Annotated in this window: 13 protein-coding genes; 6 read left to right on the top strand and 7 right to left on the bottom strand. The window is 71.3% G+C overall.

What is annotated here, in order from left to right:
* Positions 1-237: 237 nt before the first annotated feature.
* Positions 238-1,452, bottom strand: a complete 1,215-nt coding sequence (locus ACFO0C_RS17390) for a hypothetical protein (RefSeq protein WP_378067689.1) — start codon at positions 1,450-1,452, stop codon at positions 238-240.
* 86 nt (positions 1,453-1,538) lie between these two features.
* On the opposite strand from ACFO0C_RS17390, the gene ACFO0C_RS17385 reads away from it, so the two are divergent.
* The gene (locus ACFO0C_RS17385) at positions 1,539-1,901 is read left to right on the top strand and encodes a hypothetical protein (RefSeq protein WP_378067688.1); all 363 of its coding nucleotides are present in this window, start codon (positions 1,539-1,541) and stop codon (positions 1,899-1,901) included.
* Positions 1,902-2,068: 167 nt separating this feature from the next.
* Here the strand turns inward: ACFO0C_RS17385 and ACFO0C_RS17380 are convergent, their stop codons facing one another.
* Both ACFO0C_RS17380 and ACFO0C_RS17375 read right to left on the bottom strand, forming a co-directional pair.
* On the bottom strand, positions 2,069-3,463 hold the full coding sequence (locus ACFO0C_RS17380) for a hypothetical protein (RefSeq protein ID WP_378067687.1): 1,395 nt from the start codon (positions 3,461-3,463) through the stop codon (positions 2,069-2,071).
* Positions 3,460-3,834, bottom strand: a complete 375-nt coding sequence (locus ACFO0C_RS17375) for a hypothetical protein (RefSeq protein ID WP_378067686.1) — start codon at positions 3,832-3,834, stop codon at positions 3,460-3,462. Before ACFO0C_RS17375 ends, ACFO0C_RS17380 begins: the two co-directional genes overlap by 4 nt.
* A 348-nt stretch (positions 3,835-4,182) precedes the next feature.
* Here ACFO0C_RS17375 and ACFO0C_RS17370 point away from each other — a divergent pair, with 348 nt between their 5' ends.
* Positions 4,183-4,476, top strand: a complete 294-nt coding sequence (locus ACFO0C_RS17370) for a hypothetical protein (RefSeq protein ID WP_378067685.1) — start codon at positions 4,183-4,185, stop codon at positions 4,474-4,476.
* A 195-nt stretch (positions 4,477-4,671) separates the two neighbouring features.
* Here the strand turns inward: ACFO0C_RS17370 and ACFO0C_RS17365 are convergent, their stop codons facing one another.
* The gene (locus tag ACFO0C_RS17365; protein ID WP_378067684.1) at positions 4,672-5,334 is read right to left on the bottom strand and encodes a hypothetical protein; all 663 of its coding nucleotides are present in this window, start codon (positions 5,332-5,334) and stop codon (positions 4,672-4,674) included.
* Between the two features lie 139 nt (positions 5,335-5,473).
* Between ACFO0C_RS17365 and ACFO0C_RS17360 the strand changes: the two genes are divergently transcribed.
* A complete protein-coding gene (locus ACFO0C_RS17360; protein ID WP_378067683.1) occupies positions 5,474-5,629 on the top strand; it encodes a hypothetical protein in 156 nt (51 codons plus the stop codon).
* A gap of 18 nt (positions 5,630-5,647) precedes the next feature.
* Here the strand turns inward: ACFO0C_RS17360 and ACFO0C_RS17355 are convergent, their stop codons facing one another.
* Positions 5,648-7,183, bottom strand: a complete 1,536-nt coding sequence (locus ACFO0C_RS17355; protein ID WP_378067682.1) for a ParB/RepB/Spo0J family partition protein — start codon at positions 7,181-7,183, stop codon at positions 5,648-5,650.
* Between the two features lie 701 nt (positions 7,184-7,884).
* Here ACFO0C_RS17355 and ACFO0C_RS17350 point away from each other — a divergent pair.
* Complete coding sequence (locus ACFO0C_RS17350) at positions 7,885-8,820, top strand: hypothetical protein (RefSeq protein WP_378067681.1); 936 nt, start codon at positions 7,885-7,887, stop codon at positions 8,818-8,820.
* Complete coding sequence (locus ACFO0C_RS17345) at positions 8,817-9,188, top strand: hypothetical protein (RefSeq protein ID WP_378067680.1); 372 nt, start codon at positions 8,817-8,819, stop codon at positions 9,186-9,188. Before ACFO0C_RS17350 ends, ACFO0C_RS17345 begins: the two co-directional genes overlap by 4 nt.
* A 23-nt stretch (positions 9,189-9,211) precedes the next feature.
* Here the strand turns inward: ACFO0C_RS17345 and ACFO0C_RS17340 are convergent, their stop codons facing one another.
* Both ACFO0C_RS17340 and fxsT read right to left on the bottom strand, forming a co-directional pair.
* Positions 9,212-10,162 carry an ATP-dependent DNA ligase gene (locus ACFO0C_RS17340; RefSeq protein ID WP_378067679.1) on the bottom strand — a complete coding sequence of 317 codons (951 nt, stop codon included), beginning with the start codon at positions 10,160-10,162 and terminating at the stop codon, positions 9,212-9,214.
* A gap of 811 nt (positions 10,163-10,973) precedes the next feature.
* Complete coding sequence (gene fxsT, locus ACFO0C_RS17335) at positions 10,974-13,445, bottom strand: FxSxx-COOH system tetratricopeptide repeat protein (RefSeq protein ID WP_378067678.1); 2,472 nt, start codon at positions 13,443-13,445, stop codon at positions 10,974-10,976.
* A gap of 193 nt (positions 13,446-13,638) precedes the next feature.
* Here fxsT and ACFO0C_RS17330 point away from each other — a divergent pair.
* Positions 13,639-14,220: hypothetical protein (locus ACFO0C_RS17330; protein WP_378067677.1), on the top strand; the 582-nt coding region annotated here is incomplete at its 3' end.

Raw genomic sequence — 14,220 nt, 5'->3', positions numbered from 1 at the left:
TGCTCCTCGCGATCATCGCCGGCCTGCTGGCCGCACTATTCGGGCTCCCCGCTTGGGGCATCGTGACAGCGTCCGCAGCGACGTTCAGCGTATTCCTGGGACTGGCGATCTCGACCCACCCCTTTCTCCAACCGACATCACCTCCAGCACCCTGACCGACCCAGAAACTGAGGGGCGCCGCGCGATCGCGCGGCGCCCCTCAGCCTGTAGTTGTCACGCAAGATTCACTGCTGAAACTCAGAGTCCTCGCGGCTCCTTCCGGACCTGCTGTGGGCGGGGCTGCGAAGGCGTCGATCGTGTACCAGCAGGCGCGGAGGCCGTAACCGCCTCGGCCCTCTCGGCCACGGCAGCCACCGCATCCTTGGTCGCGATCGGGTACGCCTGGGCGGCGACCTGCACGGCCTGGCCGTCACCGACGGAGTCCTGCGCCCCGCCTACGGAAACGTCCGGCGGAACCTGAGCGGGCACAACCGCCGGGACCGTGTCGGGTGCCGGTGCGCTACTCCGCGACGCCTCCGCACCGCCCACGGTGGGGCTGCCCTGTGCTGCCTCCGGCACCGCACTCGGCTGTGCTGTGGCGCGGGAGTCGCTGCTGCTCTGGGTGCCCAGGTCGACCAGCCCGTCTAGTCGGTCCTCGATCGAGCGGAACGCGAACGCGGCCGGGGTATGCGCCCGGTCGACGAAGTCCGGCACGCCTCGCAACAGCGCCTGTACGTCGTGGCCCGCCTGCTCCACCTGGTCAAGCTGGTTCGCCAATACGCCCCACGCGTCGCACCCGATCACCCGCTCCGCGCGCTCGGGTGACCATGCACCCCGGACATGCTCGGCGGCCTTCTGCTCGCGTTCCGCCCACGTGCGGCGCGGCTCTTGCGGGTCCGGCTCTTGCCCGACTTCACCGTCGATGACCGTCGGGTTCTCGCCCGGTGCGCTCCTGCGCTCCCGGTCCGGCCGGACCTTGCCGGGCCTGGTGCCGGCCGCGGCCGCGCGGGCTGCCCGGTCCGCGGCTGCCCGGTCCAGCGCGTCCGACAGCCACGCGATGTCCTCCGGGCTGGACTGGCTCAGCGCCGCCGGGTCGACGTGCACGCCACGATCGGCGAGCCGGTCGATGACGACCTGGCGGGCCTCGGCCGCCCGAGGGTCGACGTGCTGCCACGTCGACGCCGCCCGCCACACCCGGCTGATGTCCTCCGCACCGGCGTCGCGCCACCACTGCGGGCGCATCGCCGCGCGCCACACCGCCGAGTCGGCCAAGTGGTGCACCCGCATCTGTTCGCGCGCCGCCCGGGCCGCTTCATCGTCGCGGCGCGCGGCCTCCCTCAGCCGCTGGATACGCAACTCGATCAGCGCCATGGCGAAATCGCTCGACGCGTTGACCATCTTCGCGAACGCCCGGCTGACGTCCGAGATCACGTCATCGATCATGTTGTCCTGGCTCATGCCGACGCTTATCACGCAGCCCAGGGTCACAGATAATGATCGACACCGCTACCCTCAGCAGTTGTGCAACGTAGATCATCAATGCACGGGGAGGCATGACGATGACCCGCGAGAGCCCCAAAACCATCCACGCCCGGGCCGAACGCGCCGCCCTGGAGCTGCTCAGCAGCAGGGCAGCGGGCATCGGCGAGGCTGCAGTCCTCAAACACCGCCTCGACGTGGCCCTGAGGGAACTCGACAACATCAACGAGCAGTACGTCACCGCCCTGGCCAGACTGCGCGACAACGGCTGGAGCACCGACGAGCTGCACCAGCTCGGCCTGACCGAACCGCTCGCCGCGACCGCCCGGGCCGCCCGGCGAACCCCGGCCCGGCCGGCGCCCACCCCGCACACGCCCGAGGACGTCTCCCGCACCGCGGCCGCCCCCGGCGACGCGCAGCCGCAGCACGTCACCACCGCCTGAGCACGGAGGAAGCATGTCCGACACCGCAGACCCGACCTGCTCCAGAACGGCCCGCACAGGCGTTGGCGCTGTCCGGGCCGTCGTCGTTGTGTCGCGGTCGTGGTCGACGCGGCTCAGTCGCCGCACGGGGTTCCCCTACAGTCGCCGTTTCCGTAGACAGCGCCGCCTCAGCGGGCTCGGTCACCGTCGTCCTTGACCGGGCCGGCGGTCCCTCGGCGGGCCGCAGGGACGCCACCGGCAGGCTTCACAGCACGGGTAGAGGTCTGCGCCGTACGAGTAGGGGCCGGGAAGCCAGCCGCCGCGACCGCGGCCCCCGCGACCGGTCCGGACAACCGCATCAGGATCTGGCCCACGGCACGGACCTCGTCGTCGGCGGCGACTCCTGGACGCCACTGCTGGACCGCCCGGTAGACCAGTGCCCCCCGTGGCCTGACCAACACGGCCTCGCCCGGGACGAAGACGTCGCCCCGCTGTACGGCGTCGCGCAGCCCCGCGTAGAGGGTGTTCGCCAGCCCTGGGAGACGTTCGGCGAGGCGGGCCAGCTCCGGGACCCGCGAGGGGTCCCGGACGGCGCCGACCGGGCCGTTGCCGTGAACCCAGCGCAGCGCCTCGGCCAGCTCCGCCGTCGCGTCGCGGGCGGTGAAGGCCGCCGGCGTCCCCCGCAGCTGGGCGGCCGCCACTGCCGCCGCCCGCCACTGCGTCAGTTCCGGCGTCGGCGCGGTGTTCTCGGCGCCGACGGCCAGGGCGACGTGTACCTCCAGGCCCAGGCGGGTGGCCAGCCGTAGGTGTTCGACCACGGTCTGGTCCCGGTGCTGCCACAACCAGTCCCGGGCGGCCGTCACCGCGGCGATCGCCTCGGCGGCGGTCTCGACCGTGGGGACCGGGTCCAATGGCTGGCGGCTCATCTCCAGCTCGTCCAGCAGACGCGGCTGGCCGGCTGCCCCGGCGACCAGGTCACCGGCGGCGTCGGCCAGCCGGCCCTGTGTCGTCCACCAGGCCGCCTCCAGCACCGGTCGGTACGTCTCCGCCGCCGCCGGTGACCGATCGTCGAGCCAGTCGACCAGCCGGGCGTCGACCTCCAGGGCCAGCCGGGTCAGCCGGGCGATGTCGCCGAGCGCCGCCGCCACACCGCCACCGGACCGGATCGCCCTGCCCTCAGGACTGGCCCGGCGGCCCCGCGACGGCAGATGGGTGGCCAGGATGTCCCCGGCGACCCCGATCGCATCCGCAGCCCGCCGCAGTGCGACCGCGACGGCACCCGGATCCGCCGGCAGCGGCGGGTACCGGCCGTCCGTCATCGCCAGCCTCAACCCGACGTAGAGGCGGGTCAAGCTCTGCCCTGAACGGTCCATCAGCAGCGCGGCCGTCTCCCGGCTGGGAACCTCGGCCACCGGCCGGCCACCGGCGAGCTGCTCCACGCCCCGGGCCAACTGCCCGTAAACCCGCGACCGGGCGTCGATCACCGCATAGGCCTCCGCGGCCGTGGCCGACTGTCCTCGCATCGCCTGGTCGGCCGTCTGTAGTGCGGCTGATGCCTCGGCTTGCCAATGCCCGATCGTCACGCCAGCACCGCCGCGGCCGCGCGCAGCTGCTGAGCGGCCGCGTCGTGGTCCAGGCGCAGGTGCAGCTCACCGGCGCCGGCCGTGGCCCGCTCCTGGTGGTGCCGGGCCAGGGCAGTGAGCAGACCCGCCACCGCGGCCCGGGTCTGCGGATCGTCCCGAGGTGGCTGCGCCTCGATCGTCACGGCCTGATCGAGGTAGAGCCGGCCCTGGACCTCCAGCAGCACCGTCCCCACCCGGTCCCAGATCCGGTCCTCGCCGACCAGGTGCTGCCACGCCGTCAGCCCCAGATGCACCGCGCCAGCCGGCGCCAGCTCGTCGTCCCCGGCGCCCAGATGGTCACTGACCGCTGCCGCGGCCTCGATGTACTCCATGCCCGGCAGCCTGATACACCCGATCAATGCCCGTCCACCCGAATCCGCTCCGGCCTGTGGACAACCCGCAGCTGTGGATAACTCACGCCGCGTTGCAGACCCCGCTAAGAGCTTGTCTTTGATCCTGTCTTCCCAGCTCAACAGGCATACCGAGTGATGTTGCTGGCGGGGGCCGTTCGCTCTGGCGTCACCGTGACGCCCGTACGAACGCCTGCTGTAGACGAACGCGGTCGGCGAGTCGATCCTGAGACTGTGTCCGCTGGACAACCGCCGAGACGTTGCATGAGCTGCGGCGTTGCTCTCGCCCGCGACGCGAGTACGCGTCAGCAATACTGCTCGCCAGCGTGTGTGGCACGCGCATACCGGGCTCGCCGCCGGGCCGAGCGCGCCAAGAAGATCCAGGCGTTCGTGATCCGCGCGTACGCCACGCCCTTCGTACCCGACGCCACAGCCGCCGCGCTGGCCAGCGCCGAGAACGTCATGGCGATGATGCGTTGTCCCGTCTGCGGCGTGGTGGTGTGGAAGCGAGTGCACCGTCGTCGTAACGCCGTGTACTGCTCAAACGCCTGCCGTACCCGGGCATGGCGGGAACGCCGCACGATCGCACACGGCACCGACCATGACGCAGAACCGTCACCGTGACGCCTACTCGATCTCCGTCGTGACGGTATGCCGTCATGGTCAGGAGATCGAAGACAAGCTCTAAGCGGCCCGCTATCGACGGTCTGCCAGGCCGGGCTGGGACCATCCCACCAACCTCGCCGACGGCTTTGGTATGGAGCAAGAGGTAACCGGAGACACCGCCGGCAGGGGAGCCGCCCTCATGCACCTCACCGTTCAGCCATGTTCACGGGTGTCGTCGCCGGCGGAGTGTCCGTGGCGTTTGCGGTTGAGTCGCTGGACGACCTGGATGCTGACCGGCCGGCCGCCGAGCCGGGCGCTGAGCGCGGCGGCGATCTCGCGGTTCTTCAGCGTCGTGTCGCCGGACTCGGCCAGCACCGCTTCGAGGTCGGCGACGGTGGGGGCGGTTCCCGGAGTGCGGCCGGGGCTCCGGCGCAGCTGGGCGACCCATGCGTACGCGCGGGCGTGTTTCCACTGGTAGGTGTGGCCGTGGTCGGCTGGCTCGATATGGTCGGGGTACGGCAGGTAGCCGTCGCGGCCGGCGTCCCAGTCGGGACGGGACAGCTTGACGTAGCCGGTGATGGTGGCCGGGTCGACACCACGCAGAGCGGCGAGGCCGGCGACGTCGACGAGTTCCTCCGGATCGCCGGATGCCGGTGGTGTGGCCGGGACCGGGCGGGCGGCCTGGTAGGCGTCGAGGTCGGCCAGGGCGAACCAGTCCCGGCCGTCGGCGCGTTCGGCCAGCGGGGCGGGGAAGCCACGGGTGGCACGTTGGGCCGGCGACGAGAACATCCGCACGGTGTTCAGGGCCAGGCCCAGGCGTTCGGCGGCTCCAGCACGGTCGGTGGCCGGCTGTCCGCTGACGGTTCTGATCTCCACCGTTGTCCCGGTTGGCTGGTCATGGCGGCGGCCGGGGAGAAACGCCACCGAAGCAGCGCCGGCAACCCCCCGGCCGCCTTCCAGAAGTCCGCTGCGGACCTGGTCCACCGCGGAGGACGTCACTGTATCGCCTCCGGGCGTGACGGCGTCCGGGGTGGCGCACGTCGTGGCCCGGGTTCTCACCGGCATCGGGGTGTCCTTTCGACGGTCGGGCCCGGCCCGGCCCGCCAGGGAGTTGACGCTGGCGGGCCAGGCCGGGCCGGGCCTCAACGGGACGGTGGCGGTGGCCCGGTAACCCGGGCCACCGCATCGGTCAGTCCTGGCTGTCGGGGTCGGAGGTGTCCTGGTCGGCGACCGGGGCCGGTTCGCCGCAGGCGCGCCGCTCGATCGCGGCGAGTTCGTACCCGCAGGTCTGCAGGAACCGCAGGTACCGGACGGTGTTCGCGTCCGCGCCGCGCCAGGAGTTCCTCTCCTTCAGCGGGAACTCGAACGCGGCCACGACCAGAGCGAGAGCCAGGACCTGGGCGCGGGCCTCGGTGGCCTTACCGACCAGGACGGTGAACGCGTCCTGCCCGTACTGCCAGGACGGCCGCTTGCCGTCCAGTTTCAGCAGTCCGTAAGCCAGGTCGTAGGCCCGGGCCAGGTCCATGTCCGGCCGGGCGAGACCGGCCGCGAGGAACACCGCCGCGCCCTTCGGCAGGGTCTTGCGGGTGAGGAACGTGGCCAGCCACTCGCGGCGCACCGTGGTGGCGCTGCCCCAGTCCTTGTTCGACTGGATCACGTCCCGGCGTTCGGCCCGCTTGGTCTCGCGCTCCTGGTCGGTCATCTCCGCCACCTTCGGCTGGCCGCTGGTTCCGGTGGCGCGGAACCGCTCCTGGTGGCCGTGGGCGGTGTAGTCGGTGCACACGAACTTGGGCGTCCAGCCGAAGACCTCCCGAGTCCGGCCACCCGACTCCCCCTCGGCGTCCTCCTCGTCCTCGTGGTCGTCGTCTTCGGGCTCGGGGGCCTCGTCGGTGATCTCGACCCGGTACCAGTCGCGTTTGACGAACGCGGCGTGGCCGGGGCACTCCCGATGGTTCGCCTCGTCCAGCTTTTGCTCGTCGGCGTCGACCAGGCGGTACAGCTCCCGAACCTTCGGGTCGGCGTGTTCGGGCTGGTCGACGATGGCCAGTCCGGCGGCGGCCAGCTCGGCCGTCTTGTCGGCCTTCGCCTGCTGCTCGGCGCGATCGTCGCGCAGCCGCTGCGCTAGGTGGCCGAAGCCCTGGCCTGCTTTCGCGGCGCCGATCAGCCTGGTCACGGCGTCCTTGTCGTCGGCGAACTCGGCCACGACGGCGGCCTGTTGCAGGTCGAGGAAGTCGTAGCGCTGGGCCGCGCCTTTGGCCAGCGGGCTCTTGGCCACGGTCAGTGCGGTGGCCACGTCGTCCTTGCCCTGGTTGCCGGTGCGCTTGGCGATCTGCGCGGCGCTGAGGCCGAACGCGGCCATCTGCTCGAAAGCGGTGACCCGCTCGCCGACGGTCAGGGCGGCCCGCCGGTCGTTCTCGATGACCTGGTCGCCGAGCCGGTCGACCTCGTCGGGCCGGGCGACCACCATCACCGGCACGGTGGGCAGGCCGACCTCGACCGCCGCGACCGTGCGGCGCTGGCCGTACAGCACGATCAGGCGCTGCTCATCGTCGCGGTAGGCAGTGATCGCCTGGAGCACGCCGCGCTCGCGGACGCTGGCGATGAACCCCTTGTCCAGGCGGGGGTCGAGCCGGACGTTGGCTCCCACGATCAGCTCACGGGGATCGGCACGGACGAACTCGCTGTCGCGCTCGACCGGGGTGGCGGTGCTGGTCTCGGTACTCACGGTTTCCTCCAGGGATGCGGACTTCTGGTTGTGCGGTCGGGTTTGCCGTCCCGCCCTCACATATATAATGATACCCTTTCTGGCTTACCGCGTCCATCCGAAAGATCGAGAATTGGAACTAAAATGTGGCTGCTGAGCTGGCACTTTGCATTCGGCCAGCAGCATCAGCGACTGCGAGAGGGGCGACTCGCCTGCCTGCCCACGCCACTGGCGGGCGACCGGGCCGGACCTCGCCGGGGTAACGGTGACCCGCTACGGACCCCCGCACGGTGACGACAACCGCGCCCACCGCAGACGGCCGTCACAGTGCCAGCTCTTGACCTCACCCGGACCACCCGGCGACCCGGCGCGGGAGGCCGGGCGCACCCACGACGGACGCCACCCCCGCCGCCGGTGCCAGCTCTTGACCTCACCTGGACCGCCCGGGCGACCTCGCGCGGGAGGCCGGGCGCGCCCACGACGGACGCTTTCCCCGTGCTTGACGGTTTTGACGTCAGCCCCGACTGCGGCACAGCCGCAGGAGGAGGCCTGGTTCTGATGCCCGACCGCCGGGCGACCCGGACTCCATCAGGTGCACAGATCATGATCAACAGCTATCCTTGCCTTAGAACGCCTGTTCTAATAAATGCTGTCGCGATGACATCTGACCAGCCGTGATGCCGCTTCCCCTTCGGCACCAAGCGCCACCGAAGGGAGTGACCGTGGGCGAAACCCGCAGCCCCTGGACCGGCCCCGGCAGGATCGGCCGTGCCGCCGACGTGCGCGCCACGCTGGCCCTGGTCGCCCGGGCCGCCGAACAGCGGGCGACCACCGGGGCGCTCGCCCATGCCGTGCAGACCGGCGACGACGCCGAGCTCGTCTCCCTCGATCTCACCCGGATCGCGCCCGCCGTCAACGAGCTGCTCCCGCTGCTGCCGTGGCCGGGAGGTCTGCGCCGCGGGGCGAGCATCGCCGCCGTCGGTTCCGTCACGGTGCTGCAGGTGCTGCTGGCCGGGGCGATGCGCGACGGGTCGTGGGCGGCCGTGGTCGGGATGCCGGACTTCGGGATGGTCGCGGCCGCCGAGGCCGGCATCCCGCTGGACCGGCTCGCGCTCGTACCCGACCCCGGACCGGACTGGCCCAGCATCGTCGCGGCGCTGCTGGATGGTGTCGCCGCCGTCGCCGTCCACACGCCCGGCCCGGTGACCGCGTCGGTCGCCCGGGCGTTGCAGGCCCGCGCCCGCTCCCGGGACTCGATCCTGATCGCCACCCAGCCGTGGCCTGGCACCGACCTGACCCTGGAAGCCACCGGCCGTTCGTGGACCGGTCTCGGCGCTGGCCGGGGCCGGCTACGCCGCCAGCACCTGGACCTGCGCGCCTCCGGCCGCGGCGCCGCCGCCCGCCCCCGCTCCGGAGCACTGGCCTGGCCACCCACCCCCAGCCAGCCGGCCCAGATCCCCCCGCCCCCGGCCCCGTCGTCACCGGGCCAGGCAGCACCTGCGGCCTCGGGTAACGCGTTGTGGGAACCCCGGCCGGCCGACCCGCCGCCGGACGACCCGTGGCGCTCGCTGCGTGTCCCGGGACAGCCGCCCCGCCGGAGCACCGCACGTCGCGGCGGGAAGCCGGGTTCCGGTTCCGGGCGTACCGTGTCGGCATGATCAACCCTGGCACCGCGCCGATCGAACAGGCCAGCGAGGACCTCGCCGCCATCGCCCTGGAGGCGTTTCTCGCCGATGTCCGGGTCCGGGCTGCCGAGAAGGCCGACCTGACGATCATGACCAGGGTCGCCGAACCCTCCGGCGAGCCGGTACGTGACCCGGCCGCCGACCGGGACGGCCGGTACGGCTGGAACCTGCACTACACCGACAACCACATCATCCGGCTGCTCATCCCCGGCGTGGCGCTGCCGCTGATCCGCGACGACATCACCGCGAGCGCCCCGTGCCTGTACGTCGACGGGCACGCCTGGTGGTGGGCCTCCGCGGTGGGCATGGTCGCCGGGCAAGGCCTGCGGGTGAAGGTCTGAGCCGGTCTGGCCGTGGCCGGCGGTCACGGCGGGGGCGGCACGTCCTGCGGCCGCAGATCACCGCGCAGCCGTTCGAGTCTCACCAGGTGCCGCCATCGGCCGTGTTCGTGGGCTTCGTCGACGACGATCTCGGCGATCACCCGCGGGTCCACCGGTAGGTAGTCCTGCTGTTCCCGCCGGTCCAGCTGCCCGGACCAGGCGGCCGGCAGCGGCCACGGCCACGGGTGCACGCCGGTGGCCGCGGTGAGGGCCCCGGCGAGCTCGGCCCGCTGGACGGCGGCGAGCGGCACGGTGCGGCCCACGTACCGCAGCCGGCCGTCAGGGGTGTACCGGCCGAGCAGCAGCACCGCGGGTGCCTCGACCGTGCCGAGGACCCCGGCCACGATGGCCTCGGTGGTGGTGCGCCGTTTGATCTTCCACCAGCCCGGACGCCCGGCCCGGTACCGGCCGGCATCGTCCTTGGCCACGATGCCCTCGCAACCGGTGCAGGCCAGCTCGTCGAACCACTGCCGTGCCTGGTCCAGGTCGCCGGTCTGCGGGCACACCGGCAGCGCCGCCGGCCCATCGCCGAGGATCTCCTCCAGCATGGTCCGACGTTCGGACAGCGGCGCGCCGGTGGTGAGCGTCCCGCACAGCTCCAGGACGTCGAACGCCACGAACGTGGCCGGCTGCGCGGCAGCAAGCGTCGGCAGACGCCGTCCGGCGCTGACCCGGGCCTGCAAGGCAGGGAACAAGGTCCGCCCGGCTGCCGGGTCCCATACGATCAGCTCGCCGTCGAGCACGGTCTCCGGTGGCAGCGTCGCCGCGGCCGCGGCGGCGATGTCGGGGAAATACGGTGTCAGGTCCCGCAGCTGCCGGGACTGCAGGTAGACGGTGCCGTCGGCCCGCCGGAACAGCAGCGCTCTCCAGCCGTCGAATTTCGGCTGGTAGACGCAACCGCCGCGGCAGTCACCCGGGCCCGGCAGATCAGGCACACCGGTAGCGCGCATCGGCGCGATGGGCGGTCTCAGCAGCGGAACCCCCCACAGATGCCGGTCCGGACGTAGCGCGGTGGCGCCCGGGCCGGCGGGTGCGTATGACCCCCAGTGACGCATGGCTTCCGCCAGCCGCAGGCGTCCCCGCTACCCCTCAGTTCGGCAGACTCCGGACCCGGACTGAGCCGACCGGACCGCGCTGGCGCGCGGCAGTCCGGAACCGTGGTGGCGCAGGCTCGGCCGCCAGCTCGTACCTCGCCGCGGTGGCCGGGGCTGCTGCTGGTACCAGGGCGGCGACTGGCACACCGTGACGCGGCTGGCCATCCGCCTGGCCGGACAGGCCAAGACCCAGGGCCTCTCCCGCAACGAGACCACGTCGTACGTTCTCGACCACCCGGACGCACGGCGCCGCACCGAGTGGGAACGCGAAGCGCTGTACTCGCTGATGACCGACACCATCCGCCCCTACGCACCTTGCCCTCGTCGCGAGGGCTACAACGGCCAGCATCGCCCAAGCGATGCTCGACGCCGGCGTGCGCCAGGCCCTCGTCGAGCACAGCTACGTAGCCCGGCGGGGACCACCGGCCCCGTCAGATGGACAGACGCGCTCGGCCGGACCGTACGACGATCTGCTCCACCCGGACCAAGCGATGACAGCAACTCGCGAACGTTCCGAAGGTCGCCGCGACCGCCGATTCCGGAACGGCGCTCTGTGGAACGACTTCCGGAACAGCACCAACCTGGGCCCGCTCCCCGTCTCCCCCGCCGCGCAACTCGCGTTCCGCAGCCCATGGAAGTGGAACGACAGATCTCACCGCTCCTGGATAGCCGCAGCAAGGTTCTCTCGAACGATCTTGGTTGTCGGGTGGTCGTCACCGAGCACCCGACGACAGCCGGCCAACGCCTGCTCGTACAACGGCACCGCCCGCCCCAGATCCCCGGCCGACCGGTAGGCGCCGGCAAGGTTGTTCACCGAGGTCAGCGTGTCCGGGTGATCGTCACCGAGCACCCGACGACAGCCGGCCAACGCCTGCTCGTACAACGGCACCGCCCGCCCCAGATCCCCGGCCGACCGGTAGGCGTAGGCGAGGTTGTTCACCGAGGTCAGCGTCTGCGGGTGATCGTCACCGAGCACCCGACGACAGCCGGCCAACGCCTGCTCGTACAACGGCACCGCCCGCCCCAGATCCCCGGCCGCCTCGTAGGCGCCGGCAAGGTTGTTCACCGAGGTCAGCGTCTGCGGGTGATCGTCACCGAGCACCCGACGCCGATCGGCCAACGCCTGCTCGTACAACGGCACCGCCCGGCCCAGATCCCCGGCCGCCTCGTAGGCGTAGGCGAGGTTGTTCACCGAGTTCAGCGTCTGCGGGTGGTCGTCACCGAGCACCCGACGCCGATCGGCCAACGCCTGCTCGTACAACGGCACCGCCCGCCCCAGATCCCCGGCCGACTCATAGGCGCCGGCAAGGTTGTTCACCGAGGTCAGCGTCTGCGGGTGATCGTCACCGAGCACCCGACGATGATCGGCCAACGCCTGCTCGTACAACGGCACCGCCCGCCCCAGATCCCCGGCCGACTCGTAGGCGCCGGCAAGGTTGTTCACCGAGACCAGCGTCTGCGGGTGATCGTCACCGAGCGCCCGACGACGATCGGCCAACGCCTGCTCGTACAACGGCACCGCCCGACCCAGGGCACCCTGATCCTTAAGGAATAAGGCTGTCCGGTTGTACAGAAGGCTGGCCGTCACGTCGTCGTCTCTCGGAGGGCTGTGCTGGGCGAGGGCCTCGACCTGTGGCGCCAGCACCCGCCAGCGCGGCCAGTCGACCGGCTGCCGCCAGGTGTCCGGCATCGCGGCCTGCAGTTGGGTGGCTGCTCGGCGTCGTCCGGTGCGAATGTCGTCGGGTCGCCGGTGCGGGTCTTCAGGGTCAGGGGTCCGGGCGACCGCCTGGACCAGCCGGTGCACGGTCAGCGTGCTCTCATCGGTCGTGATCATGCTGTAGGCGGTGAGCCGGCCGACCGCCCGCGCGATCGCTGGCGGGTCGGCCAACCCGTCGAGCAGGCTACGGGGGATGCCGTCAGCGGCATACCAGGCCACGACCCGCAGAATCTCCCCGGCCGTGGGGGTGTCGGCAAGCCGGTCCAGGGTGACCCGCCAGACCCGGGCGATGGTGCGTTCACCGTCGCCCTCGCCACCGTGCGCGAACACGTCAGCGGGATAGGCCTTCAACAGATCCAGATAGCCGTCCGGTGACAGACCCGTCTCGGCGAGATACGACGCGGCCTGTTTCACCGCCAGCGGCAGACACCCCAACTCCCGGCACACCCGCGCCAGCCCGGCATCGTCGTGGTCACGGCCGGCGGGAGCCAGGACCCGGCGCATCAGCTCCACGGCATCGTCAAGGGCGAGGACGTCCACACCGACCGGTGTGGCGATACCCGCCCAGCCGGTGGCCCGCCGGCTGGTCACCAACACCCGGCCAGTGCCCACCCGTCCCACCACCGCAGCGACGTCCCGCGGATCATCGACGTTGTCCAGCACCAGCAGCCAGCCGTCATGCGAGGCCAGCCACTGCACCGCCCGCTCCCGCAACACCTCCAACGGCAGACCCGCCGTCGCCGTGGTCTGCAACGCGGCAGCCAACGCCGCCAACCCCGCATCGATGGCCGCCGCAGTGTCCGCGTCGATCCACCACACCGGCCGATACCGATCCCGGTGACGCCACGCCCACTCAGCGGCCAGCGTGCTCTTACCCACCCCACCCAACCCATGGACCGCCTGCACCACGACGGTCTCCGGCTGCTCCAGCACCGCGTCGAGCCGTGCCAACTGAGCGGCCCGGCCCACGAACACCCCCGGCGACACCACGTTGACCAGACCATCGGGCACCGGCACCGCCGCCGGCGCCGCCAACTCCGACGGCGCGGCATGCTGCACGACAGTCGCACCGTCGCCGATCACCACCGGCCCCGCAATAGCCGCGCCGTCCCCAGTCATCACCGGACCATGCACCGTCCGGGCGGTCACCGCACGCTCCGCGGGCACCGGCTCACCAGCCGCTTCCTGTCGGTCCCGGCGTTGCCGCACCAACGTGACCACGATGGTCAGCACCGCGGCCACCACGAACGCCCCACCCATCAACCGCAGGTCATGCGCCCACTTCCACGACTCCGGAAGCAGACCCGTGAAGACGTTCGTCAACGCCCCCAGCACGACGAACAGAAACGCCTCCAGCAGCGGCAACCGCCACCACGGCCGCCGCTGCCCGCCTCCAGGACCAGTCATCGACCCATCTTGGCCTAACCCCCGACCACACCGCGCCGGACCAGACGGCTACGTCGTCGCCGGTGTCGGCACCTGGACGGGTGCCCTCAACGAAACGGTGGACACCACTACCTCCCCGTTCCGAAATCTGAACCGTTCCGGAAGCAAGAAGCGGAACAGAGCCGCCGCGAGTGCGCGGAGTAGTGTCACCGCGGTGACTGACGCCCAACCGGACGCCGCTTCGTCGTGGATACCCCTTAGCCGACGCAACGCTGGACTGCCGATGGATGGTCTCGTCGACGGCATGCCGGAGTGGCTCTATCCGCAGGTGGCCGACTGGCTTTACATGGTTCTGCAGAACGCCGACGGACCGAGAAGGGCGCTACGAGCAGGCCACGGCCTAAGCGACTACACCCGTCAGGTCATGTTGCGCGTTCGTACCGCCACCCAGCCATGGCTCTTACAGCCTGAGGACCCAGCCTTCTTGGATGCGGTCGACGCAACGATCCACTCGATCGACTGGAATACGCCGGCCCGGCTATGGGTCGACAATCACGGCAATCCCCTCACGCTGGAAGACATGCTGGCAGCAGCGAACTCCGCCTGGCGGGCGACATGGCAGGGACTGGAACGGCGACAGGACCCAACCACCACTGCATTGGTCGCGGATGCCTGGGATCATGCTGATCCTGAAGCGGCCGATCATCTAGCTGCCGCATGGTCGGCGGCATACGGTCGCCAACCGGATCCGGATAAGGCTTACGACGAGGCCGTCCTCGCAGTGGAAGCACTCGCC

This window comes from Actinoplanes subglobosus, assembly GCF_042650585.1.
GTDB classification, from domain to species: domain Bacteria; phylum Actinomycetota; class Actinomycetes; order Mycobacteriales; family Micromonosporaceae; genus Actinoplanes; species Actinoplanes subglobosus.
Note: the sequence above shows the minus strand (reverse complement) of the source record. Positions and strands in the feature narration are given on the sequence as shown.

Coding starts and splice junctions, on each gene's coding strand:
- ACFO0C_RS17385 (WP_378067688.1), top strand. CDS start 1,539: ATGACCCGCGAGAGCCCCAAAACCATCCACGCCCGGGCCGAACGCGCC.
- ACFO0C_RS17375 (WP_378067686.1), bottom strand. CDS start 3,834: ATGGAGTACATCGAGGCCGCGGCAGCGGTCAGTGACCATCTGGGCGCC.
- ACFO0C_RS17345 (WP_378067680.1), top strand. CDS start 8,817: ATGATCAACCCTGGCACCGCGCCGATCGAACAGGCCAGCGAGGACCTC.
- fxsT (WP_378067678.1), bottom strand. CDS start 13,445: ATGACTGGTCCTGGAGGCGGGCAGCGGCGGCCGTGGTGGCGGTTGCCG.